Below are 20,389 nucleotides of genomic sequence, written 5' to 3' on the forward strand. Positions count from 1 at the left end.
GCGAAGGACCTTATCACACTGAACGACTGACGTAACAACGACTCGTTCAGTGTGATAAGGTCCTCCGCAAGCTCAGGATGACAGCCGGCTTTTTATTTCACCACTTCACCATTCCTAAAACAGCCCAAACAGCGTGCTATTAATCCGCTCGATGACGATGCCCAGGTCCTCGGGGTTGTTCACGTAGTCGAGGTTGTTGACATCAACGACCAGCAGCTTGCCGTTTTTGTAGCCGCTGATCCACTTTTCGTAGTGCTCGTTGAGGTTTTTGAGGTATTCGATTTTGATGTTGTTCTCGTAGTCGCGGTTGCGCTTCTCGATCTGTTGGATGAGCTTGGGTAGGTCGGCTTTGAGATAGAGCAGCAGATCGGGCGCGTCTACCATGCTAATCATCGATTCGAACAGATTGCAGTAGTTCTGGTAGTCGCGCTCTGTCATCAGGCGCGACTCGTGTAGGTTGGCCGCGAAGATGTGCGCATCTTCATAGATGGTCCGGTCCTGAATCACGCCTTTGCCGGCCTGTTGCAGCTTCTTGATGCGCTGCACCTGCCGGAAGCGACTGTTCAGGAAGTAGACCTGGAGGTGAAAAGCCCAGCGTGGCATGTCGTCATAGAAATCCTTGAGGTAGGGATTGTCGTCGACGTCCTCCAGAAACACTTCCCAGTTGAAGTGGTGGGCCAGCTTGTTGGCCAGCGTGGTTTTGCCGGCCCCGATATTGCCAACGATGGCGATGTGCATGAGTGTAAAAAAGCAGGTAGCAGAAGAAAAAAGAGAACCACAAAAGTAACGGAAAGCCAGCAACCATGTGGCTGCCTTTTGCTAGCAGTACACAGTAGTTGGCTACTATTTATACTGCAACAAAAACCGTATATTGTTCTACTACTCCGCTTCCTCTTTTTGCTGCTGATAAGGAGCCACATCCTATACCCTGCACGCACTGCCTTCAGGATTTATCACCACACTTACCTGTTACTGCCTATTCCTTTTCTATCCACCCTTTAGCTGGTTATGGCTATGGCTATTGCTTACCCACTCTCCACCGACTGCTACCCCGTGCACGACGTACTCGGCCAGCTCATTGCCACTGCCCACTATCATGTCCAGGATGAGCTGCTGTACGTGGTCTGGACGGGCCATATTACCAACGTGGAGGTGATACAGGTAGCCGAAGCCTTTTTGCAGCTTCAAACCATCCGAACTATCCGGCGCCTTTATAACGATAAGACAGCTACCACCGGCGACTGGGCCGAAGCCCTACCCTGGCTGGAGTTTGAGTGGCTGCCCAAAGCCATCCTCAACGGCCTGTGTGCCATTGCCTACGTCTTGTCGCCGGATGTTTCCAACCAGCTCATTAGCCGGCGGTTCGCCGACCGGGTGCGCTTGCACCTACCCATTCAGCTTTTCTACGACTACGACAAAGAAACGGCCCTGACCTGGCTCCGGACCCAATAAATCCGGCACCGTGCCAGGGCCGCTTGTACTCGACTACCCGACTACTTATCGTCCGTCACGATGTCTTTCATGCTGCGGGCCTTTTCGAAGGTCCGGAACTCGCCCTGCCAAGAGCGGATGCGCAGGCGGTCCTCCATGGCAATCTCGCTGCGCACTTGGCTGTAGCGGGCGTTAAGGGCGCTCAGCACAGTGCTGGCTTCGGCCCATTCGGCGTCGGTCCATTGGCGACGCTGGGCGCGGGTGGCGTCAATAAAGCGCGAGTACAAATCTACCATTTCCGAGCCACGGGCTTTGCTGATTTGCACGTCTTCATTCAGCAAGCGGCGCTGGGCTTGCTGCGCGGTGGTGGGCTGTGTAGCTTGTGCCTCCAGGCGCTGCTGCTCGGCGGCCCACTCTTGGTAACGCGTCTTCTGTTGCGCATACTCACGCTTCGACTGCGTGGAGAGGCTGTCAGTGGCGCGGTCGAGGCGCTGGCTCTGGCGGTCAAAATTAGATTTCAACGAAGGCCAGTTGCGGCGGGCACTGGCGTCGGCTTTGTCTACTTGCTGGTTCACCCAGGCCGAGAAATTGCGCAATTCCGTTTCGGCTTTCGACTGCGTGTGGTTGGACGTGGTGGTTTGCGCGGTGGCAGGAGCAAGCGGTAGCAAAGCGCTAGCCGCAGCCAGTAAAAAGGAGAAAGCGTGTTTTTTCATTTTCGTAAGAAAACGGGCCGAAGCCGCTGGTACAGACGGGCCAGCCCCAGCCGGCCCTACCCTCCCAACGACAATTTCCGGCCCAAAGATGTAATGGAGCTCAGGTAAAGTTCGCTTTTTCCGCGAAAAATGCCGTTTTTGCAGTCTATGTCCGCCTCTTCACCTGTTGCCGTTTCCGTTCAGCCTGCCACCCTGGCGGATATTCCTACCATCATCACGCTGGCCGAAGCTACCTGGGAACCTACCTACCGATTTATCCTTTCTAAGGAACAGATCGACTACATGTACCGGGTAATTTACACGCCCGCCTCCCTGCACCGCCAAATGACCGACGACCAACACAGCTTTTTGCTGCTACTGGTGGAAGGGCACCCGGCCGGCTACGCGTCGTTTTCGCCTTTGCTTACGGGCGAGGACCTGTATAAGCTCCACAAAATCTATGTGCTACCCTCGCATCAGGGGCAGGGCCTGGGGCAGCGGCTGGTAGAAGAAGTGGAAAATGCTGTGCGCGCTGCTGGCGGGCACACTCTGGAACTGAACGTGAACCGCTACAACCCAGCGGTGTCGTTCTATGAGCGCTTGGGCTACCAGCGCCACAGCGAGGACGATATTCCGATTGGGCCCTACTGGATGAATGATTTTATCCTGCGGAAGGAGCTAGCGTAGCGCCCCAGCGCAGCCGGTTGCCATCCCGACGAGTATCTTTACGGTTCACCAAACCTACTTTTTCAAGATGGCAACCAAACTTACGGTTCTCAACAATGGCTCGCTGCGCGTAGAGGGCAACGATTTTGAGCTGGTAGACGCGCAAGGCAACCCCTACGGCCTAGGCGGCCGCGAGCGAATCAGCATCTGCCGCTGCGGCCTGTCGGCCCAGAAACCCTTCTGCGACGGCTCCCACAAAGGTCACTTCGAGCACGACGCCAAAGCCTTCGACCTACCCGCTCCTAAGCCAGTGAACTAGTGAGATGGTGAATAGAAAAATACGCCTGTCATCCTGAGCGCAGCGAAGGACCTTTTCACGCTAGAACGGCTGGTATAACAACGACTCGTTTGCGGGTAGAAGGTCCTTCGCTGCGCTCAGGATGACAGGCGTATTTTTCACTCACCACTCACCATTTCATTACTTCCTAACTCGCCATCAGAGAGTCGACCAGCGCCACGTATTCCTGGCGGGCCGACTCTTTGCTTTTGCCGCTGAGGCCGGCCCAGGCGTCGTATTTGGCAATGGCTTTGAAATCGAAGCCACCGGGGCGGGTGCCTGTTACGTCGCCTTCGGTAGCTTGTTTGTAGAGTGCATAGAGCTGGAGCAGCACCGTGTTGGAGGGCTTGCTGGGGAGCTGCTGGGCGCGTTGGGCAGCGGCTTCAAATTCTTCCTGCGTGGTCATAGAAACTGATTTGATAAAGAAGTAGACAATGCGGGCAAGTTACAGAAAGGCGGGAAAGAATGCTGCATGCAGCATTCTTTCCCGCCTTTCTGCGTGGGTAGTATACCGGTTGAGCTAGACTACGTACTATTGCCATCATCGCTAAAATGCTGCTTATCTCATGTCCCACCTCTCGCCCGCGCTACTGGTAGCGCTTTTTGCCGTTGCTGCCATAGTGGTATGGCAGGCCGGCACCTACCTTTCCGATACCACCGATGTACTGTCGCAACGCCTGAAGCTGGGCGACGCGCTAGGCGGCCTGCTGCTACTAGCCATTGTGACCAACCTTCCGGAGCTTGTGATTACCGTAAGTGCAGCCATGCGTGGGCATTTAGCCCTGGCCGTAGGCAATCTACTGGGTGGCATAGCCGTGCAAACGCTGGTGCTGGTGGCACTAGATGCCTTCGGCCAGGGCCACGACAAGCCGCTTACGTACCGCGTGCACACCCTGAAACCCGTATTGGAAGCGTTGCTGGTGGTGGCAGTACTCACGACGGTAGTGCTGGGGACGCAGCTACCGGCAGGCTTGCTAGGCGGGCGCGTGTCGCCGGCCGAGGTGGTGCTGGTGCTGCTGTGGATGGGCGGTGTTTTCCTTATTGGCAAGGCTGAGCACGGCCTACCCTGGCTGGCTCACGCCCCAGCCGCTGTCACCGGCCACCCCAAAACTCCGGACACTACGCAACAAAAGCAGAAGCCCTTTACCAATAGTAGCACCAAGCGCGTAGCGCTGGTATTTGGCGCAGCGGCTCTAGCTACGTTGGTGGCTGGCTGGGCACTGGAAGTCAGCGGCGAGCAACTGGCCGATCAACTGGGCATGACCGGCTTGCTTTTTGGCGCCACGGTGCTGGCCGCGGCCACTTCCCTACCCGAAGTATCGACCGGGCTGGCGGCGCTGCAACTGGGCAAGCCGGAGCTGGTGGTGAGCGACATTTTTGGGGGCAATGCCTTTTTGCCCGTATTGTTTTTGCTGGCCGCGCTGGTATCCGGCAAAGCGGTGCTGCCGCAGGCGCAGGCCTCCGATCTGTACCTTACCGGGCTGGGCATTTTGTTAAGCAGCGTGTACGCCGTGGGGCTGGTGTTTCGCTCGCGGCGGCAGGTAGGGCGTCTGGGGCTCGACTCGTGGGCGGTGCTCGCGTTGTATGTGCTAGGAATGCTGGGCCTGCTTTTTATCAAGCAGTGAGCCGTAGCTCCTCCATAACCAGCAACGAGGCAGGTCGTATCAACTAAGGGCCCATTTAGTCCTGCCAATCGCTTACGTTATGAAAAAATCAAAGGAACCAGATCTGGAAACACTGGTTAAACTGTGTCTGCAACACAAACTGACACTGGCGCTGGCTGAAAGCTGTACGTGCGGTTTAGTGGCCGCTCAGCTGGCACCTGTACAAGGTGTGAGCGAAGTACTACTAGGTTCTGTCGTCACGTATCATGCAGAAGCCAAACAGAAGCTGCTGGGAGTCAAGAAAAGCACGCTAACGACATACTCGGCTGAAAGCCAGCAGACCACCAACGAAATGGCCCAAGGCCTGCACCGCAAGCTACCAGCCGAAATATGCGTAGCTGTAACAGGCCTGTGTGGCCCCGGCGCCTCCGAAAGCCCCGACAAGCCCGTTGGTACCGTTTTCGTGACCATTCTGCTGGAGGGACGCGCGCATGAGTACCGAGAGGAATTTCCTGGTACCGACGGCGAGCAGCTGCGCCAGCAAGCCGCCACGCTAGTCTACGAAAAGTTACTGGAGCTTCTCAAGCTCTACCAGGCCGATCCGTCTAAACAGACGGCTTTGGCTAAGTAGCGCTTCCCATACACTGCATTATTGCTTACAGGCTGTTGCTCGATGTAGTGGCAGCCTGTTTTTGCACATTTTAGCGAACCTCTTATATTAAAATAGGTTAATCAGCTTATTTTTTCTATCCGTTCACAGACAGCTATTTATCTATCTGTATTTTCCATAGTATTGAAGTGTTTTACAATCTACCGTTAGGTTTTTTTATTAGCACTTTTTATGAAATTAGTTACTATCGCCGCTATCGGTGGCTTGGTATCTCTTTGCTCCGTAGCATCCTACGGCCAAACCCAACAACTACCTATTGCTCCGGAAGCGCAATTACCAGCCAAGCCACAGGAGTACGCTTTGGAAAGCACGTATCGGACATCCTCTCTGAGCGTGGTGTTGGGCTGGGGCACGCCTTACGGCTGGGGCCTGGAATACAGCCACCTACTCCAGCCGAACTGGGATGTGAATGTGGGCCTAGGAGTGGGCATCAGCGGGGGCAAAATTGGAGTTGGCACTCGCTACTACCTCTCCCCCGAGCGCAAGTTCTCTCCCTTCTTCGGTGCCAATCTAGTCCGCTCGGGCCGCATCGACAATATTGAGCTGGACGTGAATGGGGAGCACACCGAATACAGCATTCGTCCGAATGCCCTACTGCACCTACGCTCTGGGCTGCGCTGGCAGCCGGGCCACGTAGGCCTTATGGGCACACTAGGCTACGGTGCCCGCCTGAGCAATGACCCAATAGTCTATAGCTCCAGCTACCCTACCCCATCGCCCATGCTGCGCAACTGGGCCAACAGCTTTGGCCCAGGGGGTATTGAGATTTCACTCGCACTGGTTATCGGCCTGGGTAGGTAGCCCGGCCGATACGCCTACCGTTGCGGGCGCACCAGCATAATTTTCAGGTTTAGCCGCACCACGTCGCCCATGGTGCGGCAGCGGCTGAACTGCGTGGTATCGTGGTGGGCGTTGAGGTCCTGTTTTAGCTGCGCGATTTTGTCGGGGGTCGATAGCTCGGCGCGGCGCATGCAGTCCATCAGGTCGCGGAGGCGGTAGCGCTCCGAGCGCACGCGCCGGGCCATGAGGGTGCGTTCCTCAGCCTGGTATTGGCGCACGGTATCGGGCTCCAGCCAGCGGCTGCACAGCTCCACCACGGGGCGGTTGTCTTTGAAAAATTGTGGCAGGTACATGGTTTTCCTACCCTCATAGCTTTGCTGATCGAAGTCGATGGCGCGCACGCGGTATTGCTCGTCTTCGAAGTCAGGCGTCACGTCAATCACGTAGTTGTAGGCGCGCATATCGCCCAGCAGGCGAGCAAAGCACCGTTCGTTGAACTTCACGAATTCTTTGGCAATCCGCACTTGGTTGAGTTGGGGCGTGCGTAGCCGCGTGCGAATGAAGTCGTCGCCGGGAATGCCCACAATGTGCTCCTCAATCAGCGTTTCACCTTGTACCAGATAGTTCATGCTATTGGGTGAGAGCAGATGCTCCAGTTCCAGGCCGTACACGCGGGAGGCGTCGGCGCGCTTCACGTAGAAATAGTCGTAGTTGTCGTTGAGCTGGTTGACCACGCGCACCCGAAACGGGTTGCTGTTGCCGAAACGGCAGTAGTCAATGCGGTCGGCCAGCAGGTGCTCAGTAAACGACAGGTCGCCATCGGTTTTTAGCAGGGCGTATATTTCCGTTAGGCCGCGGGTTAGCTCCTGTAGCTCGCTGGGCTCGTAGTACACGGTTTCCCAGAGCGTGTCGCGGCCCTGACGGTCAAGCAGGGGGTAGGCGTTGCTCACGCGCAACAGGTCGAGGTAGGAAATGGGCAGGTCCGTGGCGCGGTCGTACTGGCGCAGGTAGTGGCGCAGGGCCGAACCGAGCGGGTAGCTCTTTTTCTTTTTAGAAATTTCCACGGGATGAGGATGGGTAGGCGAAAAAATAGGACTAGGGCAGGAATCGGCGGAAAAACTAGGGCTCCGGTGGTCAGGCTCAGGTATTTAATTTCGAACTTCGCGGTACTTCCACCACGTGTTGTTCTGTTCTCAAAGATGAAAAAACTCCTGACTCCACTGCTGCTTGCCGCGTTGGTGCTGCTGCCTACCCTGTCGCCGGGCTGGGGCTTTATGGGTCACCGCACCATTGCTCAAATTTCGGTATACGCGCTGCCCAAAGCCATGCAGCCGTTTTACTACCACTTTCTGCCGCGCCTGGTAACGCTCTCCACCGCTCCCGATGAGCGCCGCGACATTGACCCTACTGAGGCTCCCAAGCACTACATCGACATGGACCACTACGGCACCGACCCGTTTGGGGCCATGCCTAAAGCCTGGGAGAAAGCCGTGGCCAAGTACTCGGCCGATACCCTGCGCAAATACGGCACCGTGCCGTGGACGGTTATCGATCTGAAGGACCAGCTCACCCAAGCGTTCCGCGATGGTGATACCACCAATATCCTGAAGCTGTCGTCGGATTTGGGTCACTACATTGGCGACGCTTTTGTGCCACTGCATACCACGCAGAACTACGATGGTCAGATGACCAACCAAACCGGCCTGCACAGCCTGTGGGAGTCGAAGCTGCCGGAGCGCCACATTGCCAAGTACAAGCTCAATAGCGAAGAGGCCAAGTACGTGAAAGACCCACTGGCGGCTATTTGGCTGACCGTGCAGCAGTCGTACGGCTTCCTGGGTGCTACCTTCGACGAGGAGGAAAAGGTGAGCCTTAAGTACACCCCCGAAACCAAGTACAATTACTCGCACAAGTACGGCACCACCCGCCGCTCTTACTCCGACGCCTTCGCCGACTCTTACCACGACATTGTGGGCGGCCAGGTGGCCTACCGTCTCAAGCAGGCCCCTACCCTGGTAGCCTCCATGTGGTATACGGCCTGGAAAGACGCCGGCAGCCCCAACCTTGACAAGCTGCTGGCCCACGAGCCGACCAAGGAAGAAAAGGACCGGCTAGCTTCTGACCTGAAGCTCTGGAAAGACAACCAGCTAGTGCCTCAGCAGCGCCTGCTGGCCTTAGAGAAACCCAAAGCCGTAGCCCGCCCCGATCAGATTGGCGCTGCCACCGAGATGAGCACACCCGCCGCCGCCGACCTGGAAGAGAAGCCCCAAACTGCCCCAGCCGCCACTGCTGCGCCCGCCAAGACTGCGGCCCCTACCCAGGTGAAAGTGAAGCCTGCCACCGCTCCCGCCACCAAAACCAAAGTTAAAGCCAAGAAAGCCAGCGACGACTGGGGCACCGGCGGTTGGTAGGAATGGTGAAGTTGTAAAATTGTGAAGTTGTGAGTTGCTGTTCTTGCTGCGCGAAAGGCTATTGGCCGCGTAGTGAGAACAGCAATTTTTATTTTCACAACTTCGCCTTTCACAACTTCCCCTTCCTATGACCCGTCCGCTTCTGCTGGCTGCGCTGCTTCTGGGGCTGCTGCCGGCCTGCAACCAAAACCAACCGGAAACCGCCACCATCGCCCAGCAGCCTGCTACGCCGCCCCCCGTGCCCGGCCCCAGCCTCACGGCCCTGGCCGATAGCAACGTGGTAGCGCTGCTCACGCCCTACCTTCAGGAGCATCCTGGCTCGGAGATACTGCTGCACACACGCCTGGGCACCATGCGCCTGCGCCTATACGACGACACGCCCATTCACAAAGCCAATTTTCTGCTGCTGATTCGCAAGGGCGTGTTCAACGAAACACTGTTTCAGCGGGTGGAGAAAGGACTGGTCATTCAGGGCGGGCGTTCTACTAATCGCACCATTGCCATCAACCGCTACCGCCTACCCCCCGAAATGCGACCCGAGCATTTCCACAAAAAAGGCGCCCTAGCCATGGCCCGCTACGACGATGAGCAGAACCCCGGTCAACTGTCGTCGGGCATTGATTTTTACATCGTGCAGGGTAAGAAGTGGGCCCCCAACCAGTCGAAGGCGTTGGCGGGGCGTAAGCTTACCCCGGCCCAAATTCAGACCTACGCCACCGAAGGCGGCCTACCCTCGCTGGATGGTAAGTATACGGTATTTGGGGAGGTAGTGGAAGGTCTGGACGTGCTGGATAAAATTGCCGACGAGCCGATTGACGCGTACAAATGGCCGAAGAAGGATGTGAATATGAAGATGGAAGTAGTGCAGTAAGGTGATTTTATGCTTTCCGTTTGTTGGCCGCTACTAAGCCTGCCGCAGCCCTACTATATACACTGCCACACCTAATGACGGGCGCATAGTACTTTCCCGGCAAAATACAAACAAAAAGACCTGCTATGGTCCTACTGCTAGCTCCTAACGAGCTGGCAGTAGGACCATAGCAGGTCTTTTTGTTTGTATCACTCTAGGGTAGCAGCGCATAGTGCCTCTTAAGCGCTACACAACTGGAAAATAGCTGAGTTAAAAAGCGTGAGGAGTGCTACCCCAATTTAGGAAGCTCTGTTTTGATGATCTAGAATTACTACAGGATTATCGTCAGAAATACTTGACTTATCTAAACACACCGTCTCCTTTATAGACTATCGTCCCAAGGTGGCACAACGGGAGATCTTTTACGTTCTGTCCCGTGGCAAAAAACTTGTTACATCCTACAGAATCATTGATTTACATGATCTCATAACATCAAAATACACCCAATATCTGCCATTGCATATTATTGGAATAACAACAAAACTCATTCCATAATCCCTTGCCATACTACACAACACCAAACGCACAAGTAACCTCTTATGAAAACACTTTTACGCTTGTGGTTAGCACTAGTCACCATGGCAGCCATACCGATAGCCCCGGTGCTGGCAGCCCCGACTATTGTCAGCCTATCGACTCCTACCTTGTCGGCAGCCAGCGTGCGCCAATCTATTGTGCCACTTTCTGCAACTACCGGAACGCCAACTAGCTACCGAATTACCACTCTTCCGGGTGGAGGCACTCTCTACGTAAACGGTACCGCTGTAACGGCTGCCCGCAACCTGACACCTGCAGAGGCAACTCGACTTACCTTCACCCCATCTGGAACGGCTGGTAACTATGCGTTTCAGTTTACAGCCACTGATGCTACTGGCACTTCAGTAGCCTCTACCTATAACATTCCGGTTAGCCTGAGCAACTGCGGTGGCGGGAGCTTCGACTTCTCTACCCGTACAGTAGGTGAAACCTGGACAAGCCAAACGAACGTGGCCGCCGGCAGTGGCGTAACCATTTCGACCAGTGGCTACTCGGCTAGTGCTGGTACCACCCGCTTTCAGATTGGAAATGAGCAAGGTGTGAACACCGCCCAAAGCACATCGCTGGGCTGGTATGCGCAGTATAGCAGCCGAAGCACCACTACTGCTTTTACCAATACAACTAGCGCTGTTACCTTCACTTTTAGCAAAGCGCTGACGGGTTTCTCGATTGTGGTGCAGGACATCGATGCCAACACAACGAGTCCTAATTTTTTTATTGATCAGGTACAGTTTGACGGCTATACTAGCAATACGGCCACTACCCCCATTCAGCTGACCGCATCCAACGTACAGCTGGGCTCTACCAATACATTTTCGGGCAGCAACCGCGTGACCGGTACTGCCAATAGTGCCGCCGCGCCCTCCGACAACGTAGTGGTGACCTTTCCACAGCCTATTACCCGGCTGACGCTAACGTACCGCAACACACAGACTACCACCAACCTGCCTACCCAACAAGCAATTGGTATCCCGGCTTTTAGCTGGTGTGCGTCTTCTGACATTGCTACCACCTTCACCGCGCCCGCACGAGCCCAGGCTGGCAGCACGGTCACGTACAACATCAGCACAACAAACAATGGTGCTGATATAGCGACCAGTGTGACGCCTACCTTGCAGCTTCCTACTGGTCTTACCAATATCACATCGGCCAACGGGGGCACGTACAACGCTACCACTGGTCTGATTACATTTCCGACGATTGAGCAAATGACTGTGGGTGCTATTTTTGGCAACACGGTTACGTTTACGATGCCCGTCAACAACGCCGTGACGAGTACAGCTACGTTTACATCTCCGGTAACCGATAATGTACCAGAAAACAATAGCGTTACGCTTACTACGGCTCAGAACCGAACACCCGTAGCCAATAACGTAACCAACTCGCCGGCTATACTCAACACCAGCGCGGCCACAGCCATTGCCCCTCTGAGCGCCACTGACCCCGATGGTAATGCTACCTTGGTCAACTACACACTAGCGACCCTACCAGCCGCTTCAGAAGGCATACTCTACGTGAATGGGGTGGCAGCTACCGCAGGTCAAAGCCTTACACCTGCCCAAATCAGCCAGCTTTCATTTGCCCCGGTAGGCACCTTCACGGGTAACTCTACCTTCACCTTCAGCGCCACCGACGACGCGGGCGTTACCTCCAACGTGGCAACCTATACGGTGCCCGTTACGGCTGGTGCCGACTTATCGACTGTTATCAGTGGCTCGACGACGGGGGTAGAGGGGCAAAGCCGTGTGTACGGCGCCACTACCACCAACCTTAGCAGCGGTACGGCTACCAATGTGGTGACCACCATCACGTTGTCGAATAAGCCTCCGTTCAGCAGCATTTCTGTTACTAACGGCAGCTACGATGCCTCAACGGGCGTTGTCACGTTTAACCCCGTAACGCTGGCTGGGGGCGAGCGGATATTGCAGACAGTTAACTTTATCGCGCAGCCTTCGCCAGCTACCGTTTCGGCTACTGCCCGCAGTACCAGCAGCACTGCCGACCCCAACACGGCGAACAACAACGGCTCACTAGCCAACGCAACTATTACGACTACTGTGGCACCCGTAGGGCCAGTTGCTTCAGCAACGGCCCTGGCCCCATGTGCCAATCCTGGCCGCGATGGTTCTCCTACTATTACGAGCAACCCCAACGCTTACTATCCAGGCACTTCGGCTTCTGGTAGTTCTGTAGTAATCGGGGCTGCTGCCACTGGTGGCGCTCAAACCCCTATTGCTGCTGGCGACTTGGTGCTGATTATTCAGATGCAAGGCGGCGATTTCAACTCCACAAATACCGACTCCTATGGTGATGGCGTGGCGGGCGGTTTGGCTTCTGGTAATACTAACACGAACTTCACGGCAGGCCAGTACGAGTATGCAGTAGCAGCCAGCGCTGTGCCCGCCTCGGGTGGCTCGCTTACGCTTACTACGGCATTGCGGAATGCTTATGCTACCTCGACGGCTACCTCTACCACTGGTCAGCGCCGCTTTCAAGTGGTACGGGTACCACAGTATATTGATTTGACGCTGGGCGCCAACATTTCGTCCCTACCCTGGAATGGTAGTACAGGCGGTGTATTGGTGCTGGATGTAGCTGGCCGCATGAGCTTCGGTACGACGACCAAGTATAACCTCAACGCTTCGGGTGCTGGTTTCCGGGGTGGCGCGGGCCGTGCTTTAGCTGGCACTAGCGCTACTGGTTTCACTGGCACCGACTATCGCACGGCGGCCACGGCGGCTGTGAATGCCATGAAAGGCGAAGGCATTGTAGGTACGCCTCGCTATGTAAATAACGGATCTACCAGCTTAGATACTGGTGTAGAGGGCTACCCCAACGGTAGCGCGGGCCGTGGCGCTCCCGGAAACGCTGGTGGTGGCGGCACCGATGCCAACCCTACTGCCAACAACCAGAACTCGGGCGGCGGCGGCGGCGGTAACGGCGCCCGTGGTGGCCGAGGTGGTAACGCTGCCACAGTCAACACGGCAGTGGGTGGTGAGCTAGGCTCTACATTTGGTCCTCCCAGCACCAGCCGTTTGATTTTGGGCGGTGGCGGTGGCGCAGGTGTTAGCAACTCCGCTAACGGCACTACCGGCTATGCCAGCAGCGGCGCAGCGGGCGGTGGTCTAGTAATGTTGCGCACCGGCTCGATCAGCGGCACGGGCAACATTGTGGCCAATGGCGCCAGTGCGGCTGCTTCCGGCAACGACGGCAGCGGCGGCGGCGGCGCAGGCGGTTCTATCTTGGTTACGGCCAGCAACACCACCAGCCTGGGTAGCCTGACGCTGACCGCCAATGGCGGCAACGGCGGTTCTAACAGTGGCACTACAGCCCGCGGCCCCGGCGGCGGCGGCGGCGGCGGCATTATTCTGACCAACGCTGGTGTAGCCAACGCTACTACTGCCGCTGGCCAAAACGGGGTAACAACGGGTTCTATAGCCTACGGTGCCGAAGCTGGCGTGTCAGGTTTAATCAATACGCAGGTTAGTCCTTCTATTGCCAACAGCACTGCCGGCATCAACTGTAGTACTGATGTGGTAGCAGCTCTCACGGGTCCTGCTACTGCTACAGCGGGCCAAACTGTAACACTATCCGCTGTATTCAGCAACAATGGTGGCGTGGAGGCCAACAACGTCAATCGAAGCATTACGCTTCCTGTAGTGGCAGGCGTACAAGCCCCAGGTGCTGAAAGCGTTGTAACTGACAATGCAGCAGGCACAACCACAATTACCTACCCAGCCCTGACTACCTTGGCAGCAGGCGCCACCAACTCCTTCGGTTTCTCTTACACGGCACCTGGCACCTTATCCGTAACGGCTACCGCCCTTATTTCTACTGCAAGCACAGAGCCTGTTACCACCAATAACTCGGCCTCGGTTACGACCAACATCAGCGGCGATGCGGATGTGACGACAGCTCTGGCAGGTTTGACCAGCTTGAATGCCGGACGGCGCTCGGGAATTTACTCGGTGGTATTTGCCAACAACGGTCCGGCGGCAGCTACCAGTGTTACCCGCCAGGTAACGCTGCCAGCGGGTATCAACAGCGACAGCCTGATGGTGATGGATGGTGTTCCGTACACTTACAATCCGGCAACACGTGTTCTTGATTTCGGAACAGTCACTACGCTCAATAGCCGAGTGGCCAACGTATTCCGATTCTGGTTTGTGTCGCCCGCCACGGGTGCCACTGCTACATTGAGCAGTGCTATCACTACTGCCACGTCCCAGGGTAACAACGTTGCTCCCGACAACTTTACGCTCACGGCCAAGCTTATAAATGTGGCCGATGTGGAAAGCCGTATTACGGCGAATACTCCTACTGTGGCGCCCGGTCAAACAGGCAGGTTTACGGTTGAATTCCTCAACAACGGTCCTTCTACTTCTACCGGCGTATTGCGCCGGGTACAACTACCGGCTGGCCTACAAAATGTAACAGCCAACAACGGCGGGTCCTACGATCCGGCGACAGGCATCGTTACTTACGTGGGTACCTCTGATTTAGTGAGTGGTGGCAATGCCAACTCGACTATTACATTTACGGCGCCGGCAGCAGGCCCGGTAGTGGCGACGGCCAACATGAACGATGGGACAATCTTCTCCGGGCAATCGAACAACAACCAGGCGACAGCCCGCATTGAGGTGACACCGCTAGCCGATGTGGCCACCAGCCTTACTGGCCCTACAACCAGCGTGGCTGGCAACCTCGTTACCTACTCCGTGCTCACCACTAACAATGGTCCATCAACGGCAACGAACGTGGTGCAACAGGTAACGCTTCCGGCTAATCTGGCCGGTGTGTTTGCCAGCAATGGCGGGGTATACAACGCCTCGACTGGGGTAGTAACCTTCCCTACTATTGAAACACTACCCAGTGGTGCCGTGCGCAGCAACACAGTGAGCCTAGCAATGCCGACTACTAGCTTCGCAGCTAGTGCCACTGTGGCTACCGCTACGAATGAGAGCACCAAAACGAACAACACTGCGACGGCCGCTACAACGACCAGCACGCCTACCACGACGGAGCTAGCCAATCTGTATACAACTATCAGCTTCGATACCCGGGAAGTAGTACCCGGCGCACCAACGACGTTCACCGTTACTACGGGGAACCACGGTCCGCAGTCAGCGGCTGGTGTAGTGCAGCAGGTTGTACTTCCTCCGGGCCTCACGGGTGTTTCGTTATCCGGTCTGGGCTCGTATGATGTCGCTACAGGAATTGTTACGTTTCCTACCATCGAAACCATGACCAGCGGCGCTAGCGTGACCAATACGATAACAGTGAATGCCCCGAGCAGTGGCGTACTGTTAGCACTGGCTAATGTCAGCAGTACTACTTCTGACCCCATGCCAGCGGATAATCAGCAGCCTGCTTTGGTAACCGTGCTACCTGTTGTCGACGTAGCTACTACCCTAATTGGGCCTTCCACGGCTTCAGCTGGGCAGCAGCTGACGCTCACGGTGAGTACCATCAACAATGGTCCCATTGCAGCTACCGCTGTCAGCCAGACGGTGACGATTCCGGCAGGTCTAGCTGCCGCCGACGTGACGGCCACTAGCAACGCAACATACAACCCGCTGACGGGTGTGGTGACGTTCCCTACCCTGCCTACGCAGGCTGTAGGCAACGTGGTTACGAATACCATCACGTATAAAACGCCAGCTTACCGCTCTACGGATGGTAGCACCAGCACTACGGTTCGCAACTTTGAAAACCGGGCTACCGTGACGACCACTACCCCCGAGACAGTGAAGACAAACAATATAGCGCGGACTATAACTGAGGTAAAGTGGAACGCTGACGTAGCCGTGGCCGTGAGTGGACCTACTGCCAACATTGTTGGTAACCCTGTTGTCTACACAGTAGCAACTATCAACAATGGTCCTGCCCCTACAGATACTGTACAAACAACAGTACGCATCGTGACAGGCCTGACTGGGGTAGTAGCTTCGGGTGGAGGAGTATATGATGCCGCTACAGGTATTGTTACGTTCCCAGCCATCATCCGACAACCAGCGGGCGCAAGTGGTGCGGTAACGAATACGATTTCCTTTATAGTCCCCGACCGCCCCATCATCGGGGTAGCCGCCGTGGTCAATACGTCGCGCACTACCAACGACGCGAACCTAACCAACAATGCCTCCACGCTTATCTCGCCCGTGCAGCCGGCTACGGCTACGCAGGTAGACATGCAGACGACTATCACGTCCAATGTCAGCCAACAGACGGCCGGCCAGCCGGTACAGTTTACCGTGACAGCGACCAATGCTGGCACCACCGCGGCATCCAGCCGCAGCCGAGTTAGTCTGCCAGCGGGTTTATCGAACGTAGTAGTACGTGTGGGTTCGGCTTCTGGTACGGTACTGACTAATGTGTATAACCCTACCACAGGCAACATCACACTGCCTATCGTAAACCAGGCAGCCGGCACCACTTCCACATACACCATTACGGTTGCTGACCCTAGCAATGACCCTCTGGTGGCTACCGCTAGCGTAAATAGCACGTCATCAGATCCAACGCCGGGCAACAACATTAGCACTGTGAGCGTGAACATCATACCAGCTACGGATGTAGCTACACGCCTCAGTGGCCCGGCTTCTCTCCTATCGGGTAGTGTGGCCACCTACCAAGTTGTGACGCTCAACAATGGTCCTTCAGCGGCCAGCAATGTGGTGCAGCGCGTGCAGTTACCTACGGGGCTTACGGGCGTCATTATGTCGGGCGGCGGCACCTACGATCAGGCATCGGGCATCGTTACTTTCCCAGCTATTCCAACGCAAGCTGTAGGACTATCGGGTGAAGTCACCAACACGATTTCGTTCCCCTTCCCAACTGCTGCTATTACCCTCGCGGCCTCTGTGAGCACGAGCACCACGGAAGTTGCCAACAGCACGGCTAATAACACGGCCAGCCTGACCACCACGCTGGCCCAACAACCACCCGTGGCCAATACCCGAGCCAACCGTCTGCAAACGCCGCAGGGTAACACTGCTGATGTGCTTTCCGTCTCAGCCCTAACAGGCTACGACCCGAATGGCACGCTAACAAGTTATCAGATTCTCTCACTCCCAGATGCTACGCAGGGCGTACTGCTGCTTAATGGAACTCCTGTAGCACTCAATCAAACAATCGCTCTGGCCGACGTTGCCAATCTGCAATTCAACCCGGCTGCTGCATTTGTAGGTAACGCTTTTTTCTCCTACACTACCCTTACCACAGAGGGCGTGCAGTCTACACAGCCTGGCTTGTATACCATCACGGTGGGCAAAGACAATGTTGCGGTGTATACGCCTACTCCCACGAAAGGCGGCAATATCGGTGCCTATCAGGACAACGATGTGCTAGCCAATGTGATGGACGTAAACGGCAGTACCTACAATTCCAACGCGGAGATAACCAACAATGGTGTACGCAACGCGACGCTCAGCAGCGGAAGCAATGCACTTCCAAATGGCGTAGCGCTTGACCCTGGAACGGGCCAACTCTACGTCAGCGACCGGAACCTGCTTGTATCGGGCACCTACACGGTGAACCTTACGACAACCGATGCCTACGGGGGCATTACCAGCCAGCCTGTTACGTTTGCCATTGGTGTCAATCCGCTCCCGGTTGAGTTGACCGCCTTCACAGCCCAAACGCAGGGTCAGAACGCAATTCTAAACTGGAAAACGGCTTCGGAGGTCAATAACAGCCACTTTGTGGTGGAACGCTCTATCAATGGCCGCACGTTTGTAGCCGTGAACATCGTGCGTGGCCATGGCACTACCAGCCAAGCACATAGCTACGCATTTGTGGACGAAGGTGCTGCTCGCATGGGCCAGCAGCTCTACTATCGCTTGCGGCAGGTAGATACCGATAGCAGCGCACAGTACAGTCTGGTGCGTACCGTGAGCTTCCCAGTAGTGACAGCCACACTGTATCCCAACCCAGCCGCTGTGACTACTACCCTCGACTTGCGTAGCCTGCCCGCAGGCACCTACCACATCACACTGGTAGACATGACAGGCCGTACGGTGCGGCAGTTTACGAGCCAAGGTGGCACGGAGCAAGTGGTAGAGGTGGCTGATTTACCCGCGGCCAACTACTTGGTCAATGTGCAAAGTGAAGGTACAAGCCTTCGCCTACGTCTCATAAAGAGGTAAGCAACATAACCCGCACAAAAAAACGGCTTCCCTAGGTAGGGAAGCCGTTTTTTTGTGCGGGTTATGTTGCTTACCAAATACGGGCACGCACGTTTTCGGCGCGAACCATCTTGGCGTCCTGCTTGCAGCCGAACGCCTCGTAGAACTGCGGCATGTTCTGCAACGGTCCTTCGGTACGGAACTGGGCCGGGGAGTGCGGGTCGGTCATTACCTGCTGGCGCAGGTACTCGGGGCGGGCGTTGGTACGCCAGATCTGCGCCCACGCCAAAAAGAAGCGCTGCTGAGGCGTGTAGCCATCGTAGTTGGGCACGTTCTTGCCGGCAATGGCTTTTTGCAGGGCCGTGTAGGCGATGTTCAGGCCACCGATGTCAGCCAGGTTTTCACCCATGGTCAGCTTACCGTTTACAAACACTGAGTCCAGCGGCGAGAAGGCCGAGTACTGCTTATCTACCAGGTCGGCGCGCTGAGTGAATTTCTCGGCGTCTTCCTTGGTCCACCAGTCTTTGAGGTTGCCCTCGGAATCGTACTGGCGGCCCTGGTCGTCGAAGCCGTGGGTCATTTCGTGGCCAATCACGGCGCCCATGCCGCCGTAATTCACCGCGTCATCGGCTTTGGGGTCGAAGAAGGGAGGCTGCATGATGCCGGCCGGAAACACGATTTCGTTCATCGGCGGGTTGTAGTAGGCATTTACCGTAGGCGGCGTCATGCCCCACTCCGTGCGGTCAATTGGCTTGCCGTAGTGACTTACGTTGTCCTTATAGGCCCACTGGCGGGCGGCCAGCACGTTGTTCAGGTACGACTCGCGTGAGATGGTCAGGGCCGAATAGTCCTTCCACTTGTCGGGGTAGCCGATTTTCACGCTGAAGGCATTCAGCTTCTTCAGGGCCTGCTCCTTAGTGGTGGCGCTCATCCAATCCAGGTTCTGGATGTGCTCAGCGAAGGCAGCACGCAGGTTTTCCACCATCTGCTTGGCCTTGGCCTTGGCTTCAGGCGAGAAGGCTTTGTCTACGTACAGCTGGCCGAAGGCTTCGCCCAGGGCACCGTCAGTAGCACGCAGCATGCGCTTCCAGCGAGGCTGCTGCTGCTTGGCGCCGCTTAGCACTTTCGAGAAGGCAAACGACTCATCCCCGAAAGACTTGGGTAGGGCCGAGGTCAGCGAAGTTGCCAAGTGCCAGCGCATATAGGTTTTCAGATCGGCCAGCGGCGTCGATTTCAGCAGGGCATTTTCGGCCTTGAAGAAATCGGGCTGACCTACAATCACTTCCTGAGCAGCGCTCAAGCCGTTTTGCTTGAGGGCGCCGGCCACATTAAGGTTGGGGTACTGCTTCTGCACCTCCGCTAGCGTCATCTTGTTGTAGTTGGCGTAGGGGTCGCGCAGGGCTACGCGGGTGCGGCTGGCCTGGGCCAACTTGGTTTCGAAGGCCAGCACCGTTTGGGCATTCTTCGCGGCTACGGCCGGCGAGTCGCCCAACAGCTTAAAGGTGTTGGTGAGGTAGGTAACGTAGGCCGTGCGGATGCTCTTGGAACGGGCGTCGTCCTTGAGGTAGTAGTCGCGGTCGGGTAGGGAAAGGCCGCCTTGGTACAGGCTCACGGCATACTGCGAGCTGATTTTATCGTCCTGCCCTACCCCGCTGTAATAGAATGCGCCGGTGCCGATGGTCTGCTCGCGGGCAATTTCAGCCTGCAAACTCTTCATGTCCTTCACGGCGGCAATCTTATTCAGCTCGGGCTGCAAGTATTTCAGGCCTGCCTTGTCAATTGCCACCGAGTCCATGGCCGAGGCGTAGTAGTCGCCTACCTTCTGGGCGTTGCTACCCTTGGCGGCCGTGGTGTTGGCGGCGGCTTCGTCCAAAATCTGCCGCATCACGGCGTTGTTCTTATCGGCCAACTCGTTGAACGAGCCCCAGCGTGACTCCGCATCCGGAATGGGGTTGTTCTTCAGCCAGCTACCCGAGGCAAACTGAAAGAAGTTGTCGCAAGGATTGGCTGATTGGTCAATGTTGGCCACGTTTAGGCCAACTCCTTTGGGCGCATCGGCTTGGGTGGTAGCCGTAGCGGTAGGGGTAGTGGTTGCGGCAGCCGTATCAGTGGCCGTAGTAGTCGATTTCGACGAGCTACAGCCCGCCAGCGTCAGCCCGGCGGCGGCCACTACGGCCAGCGTCAGGCCATTTCGGTTCTTCATAGGTGGTAGAAAAAGGAGAAAAAAT

The 20,389-nt window shown here is 56.2% G+C and carries 14 protein-coding genes; 9 read left to right on the plus strand and 5 right to left on the minus strand.

Going from position 1 to position 20,389, the window contains the following annotated elements; genetic code table 11:
• Positions 1-114 precede the first annotated feature (114 nt).
• Positions 115-738, minus strand: coding sequence for a deoxynucleoside kinase (locus J4D97_RS17190; RefSeq protein ID WP_185280929.1), 624 nt, complete (start codon positions 736-738; stop codon positions 115-117).
• A 276-nt stretch (positions 739-1,014) separates the two neighbouring features.
• Between J4D97_RS17190 and J4D97_RS17195 the strand changes: the two genes are divergently transcribed.
• Positions 1,015-1,452: a hypothetical protein gene (locus tag J4D97_RS17195; protein ID WP_208308654.1), complete on the plus strand. Its 438-nt coding sequence runs from the start codon at positions 1,015-1,017 to the stop codon at positions 1,450-1,452.
• A 41-nt stretch (positions 1,453-1,493) separates the two neighbouring features.
• Here the strand turns inward: J4D97_RS17195 and J4D97_RS17200 are convergent, their stop codons facing one another.
• Positions 1,494-2,144, minus strand: coding sequence for a hypothetical protein (locus J4D97_RS17200; protein WP_208308655.1), 651 nt, complete (start codon positions 2,142-2,144; stop codon positions 1,494-1,496).
• Positions 2,145-2,291: 147 nt separating this feature from the next.
• On the opposite strand from J4D97_RS17200, the gene J4D97_RS17205 reads away from it, so the two are divergent.
• Both J4D97_RS17205 and J4D97_RS17210 read left to right on the plus strand, forming a co-directional pair.
• Positions 2,292-2,810 (plus strand): GNAT family N-acetyltransferase, encoded by a 519-nt coding sequence (locus J4D97_RS17205; RefSeq protein WP_208308656.1) that lies wholly within the window; start codon positions 2,292-2,294, stop codon positions 2,808-2,810.
• Positions 2,811-2,877: 67 nt separating this feature from the next.
• Positions 2,878-3,108 (plus strand): CDGSH iron-sulfur domain-containing protein, encoded by a 231-nt coding sequence (locus J4D97_RS17210; protein WP_185280935.1) that lies wholly within the window; start codon positions 2,878-2,880, stop codon positions 3,106-3,108.
• 166 nt (positions 3,109-3,274) lie between these two features.
• Here J4D97_RS17210 and J4D97_RS17215 read toward each other — a convergent pair whose 3' ends face one another.
• On the minus strand, positions 3,275-3,532 hold the full coding sequence (locus tag J4D97_RS17215; RefSeq protein ID WP_208308657.1) for an acyl-CoA-binding protein: 258 nt from the start codon (positions 3,530-3,532) through the stop codon (positions 3,275-3,277).
• A 160-nt stretch (positions 3,533-3,692) separates the two neighbouring features.
• On the opposite strand from J4D97_RS17215, the gene J4D97_RS17220 reads away from it, so the two are divergent.
• From J4D97_RS17220 to J4D97_RS17230, 3 genes are all read left to right on the plus strand, one after another.
• Positions 3,693-4,751: a sodium:calcium antiporter gene (locus J4D97_RS17220; RefSeq protein WP_208308658.1), complete on the plus strand. Its 1,059-nt coding sequence runs from the start codon at positions 3,693-3,695 to the stop codon at positions 4,749-4,751.
• A 79-nt stretch (positions 4,752-4,830) separates the two neighbouring features.
• Positions 4,831-5,361: a CinA family protein gene (locus tag J4D97_RS17225; protein ID WP_208308659.1), complete on the plus strand. Its 531-nt coding sequence runs from the start codon at positions 4,831-4,833 to the stop codon at positions 5,359-5,361.
• A gap of 210 nt (positions 5,362-5,571) precedes the next feature.
• Complete coding sequence (locus J4D97_RS17230; RefSeq protein WP_208308660.1) at positions 5,572-6,201, plus strand: hypothetical protein; 630 nt, start codon at positions 5,572-5,574, stop codon at positions 6,199-6,201.
• Positions 6,202-6,215: 14 nt separating this feature from the next.
• On the opposite strand, the gene J4D97_RS17235 is transcribed toward J4D97_RS17230, so the two are convergent.
• The gene (locus J4D97_RS17235) at positions 6,216-7,244 is read right to left on the minus strand and encodes a hypothetical protein (protein ID WP_185280940.1); all 1,029 of its coding nucleotides are present in this window, start codon (positions 7,242-7,244) and stop codon (positions 6,216-6,218) included.
• 135 nt (positions 7,245-7,379) lie between these two features.
• On the opposite strand from J4D97_RS17235, the gene J4D97_RS17240 reads away from it, so the two are divergent.
• From J4D97_RS17240 to J4D97_RS17250, 3 genes are all read left to right on the plus strand, one after another.
• The gene (locus tag J4D97_RS17240) at positions 7,380-8,591 is read left to right on the plus strand and encodes a zinc dependent phospholipase C family protein (RefSeq protein WP_208308661.1); all 1,212 of its coding nucleotides are present in this window, start codon (positions 7,380-7,382) and stop codon (positions 8,589-8,591) included.
• A gap of 127 nt (positions 8,592-8,718) precedes the next feature.
• Positions 8,719-9,462: a peptidylprolyl isomerase gene (locus J4D97_RS17245; protein ID WP_208308662.1), complete on the plus strand. Its 744-nt coding sequence runs from the start codon at positions 8,719-8,721 to the stop codon at positions 9,460-9,462.
• 578 nt (positions 9,463-10,040) lie between these two features.
• Positions 10,041-18,182 (plus strand): T9SS type A sorting domain-containing protein, encoded by an 8,142-nt coding sequence (locus J4D97_RS17250; RefSeq protein WP_208308663.1) that lies wholly within the window; start codon positions 10,041-10,043, stop codon positions 18,180-18,182.
• 70 nt (positions 18,183-18,252) lie between these two features.
• Here the strand turns inward: J4D97_RS17250 and J4D97_RS17255 are convergent, their stop codons facing one another.
• A complete protein-coding gene (locus J4D97_RS17255; protein WP_208308664.1) occupies positions 18,253-20,364 on the minus strand; it encodes a M13 family metallopeptidase in 2,112 nt (703 codons plus the stop codon).
• Positions 20,365-20,389: the final 25 nt, after the last annotated feature.

The sequence above is a fragment of the Hymenobacter defluvii genome (assembly GCF_017589435.1).
GTDB lineage: Bacteria > Bacteroidota > Bacteroidia > Cytophagales > Hymenobacteraceae > Hymenobacter > Hymenobacter profundi.

Excerpts from the sequence above, each read along its gene's own strand:
- J4D97_RS17225 (WP_208308659.1), top strand. The coding sequence starts at position 4,831 with ATGAAAAAATCAAAGGAACCAGATCTGGAAACACTGGTTAAACTGTGT.
- J4D97_RS17230 (WP_208308660.1), top strand. The coding sequence starts at position 5,572 with ATGAAATTAGTTACTATCGCCGCTATCGGTGGCTTGGTATCTCTTTGC.
- J4D97_RS17250 (WP_208308663.1), top strand. The coding sequence starts at position 10,041 with ATGAAAACACTTTTACGCTTGTGGTTAGCACTAGTCACCATGGCAGCC.
- J4D97_RS17245 (WP_208308662.1), top strand. The coding sequence starts at position 8,719 with ATGACCCGTCCGCTTCTGCTGGCTGCGCTGCTTCTGGGGCTGCTGCCG.
- J4D97_RS17200 (WP_208308655.1), bottom strand. The coding sequence starts at position 2,144 with ATGAAAAAACACGCTTTCTCCTTTTTACTGGCTGCGGCTAGCGCTTTG.
- J4D97_RS17255 (WP_208308664.1), bottom strand. The coding sequence starts at position 20,364 with ATGAAGAACCGAAATGGCCTGACGCTGGCCGTAGTGGCCGCCGCCGGG.
- J4D97_RS17190 (WP_185280929.1), bottom strand. The coding sequence starts at position 738 with ATGCACATCGCCATCGTTGGCAATATCGGGGCCGGCAAAACCACGCTG.
- J4D97_RS17205 (WP_208308656.1), top strand. The coding sequence starts at position 2,292 with ATGTCCGCCTCTTCACCTGTTGCCGTTTCCGTTCAGCCTGCCACCCTG.
- J4D97_RS17215 (WP_208308657.1), bottom strand. The coding sequence starts at position 3,532 with ATGACCACGCAGGAAGAATTTGAAGCCGCTGCCCAACGCGCCCAGCAG.
- J4D97_RS17195 (WP_208308654.1), top strand. The coding sequence starts at position 1,015 with ATGGCTATTGCTTACCCACTCTCCACCGACTGCTACCCCGTGCACGAC.
- J4D97_RS17240 (WP_208308661.1), top strand. The coding sequence starts at position 7,380 with ATGAAAAAACTCCTGACTCCACTGCTGCTTGCCGCGTTGGTGCTGCTG.
- J4D97_RS17210 (WP_185280935.1), top strand. The coding sequence starts at position 2,878 with ATGGCAACCAAACTTACGGTTCTCAACAATGGCTCGCTGCGCGTAGAG.
- J4D97_RS17220 (WP_208308658.1), top strand. The coding sequence starts at position 3,693 with ATGTCCCACCTCTCGCCCGCGCTACTGGTAGCGCTTTTTGCCGTTGCT.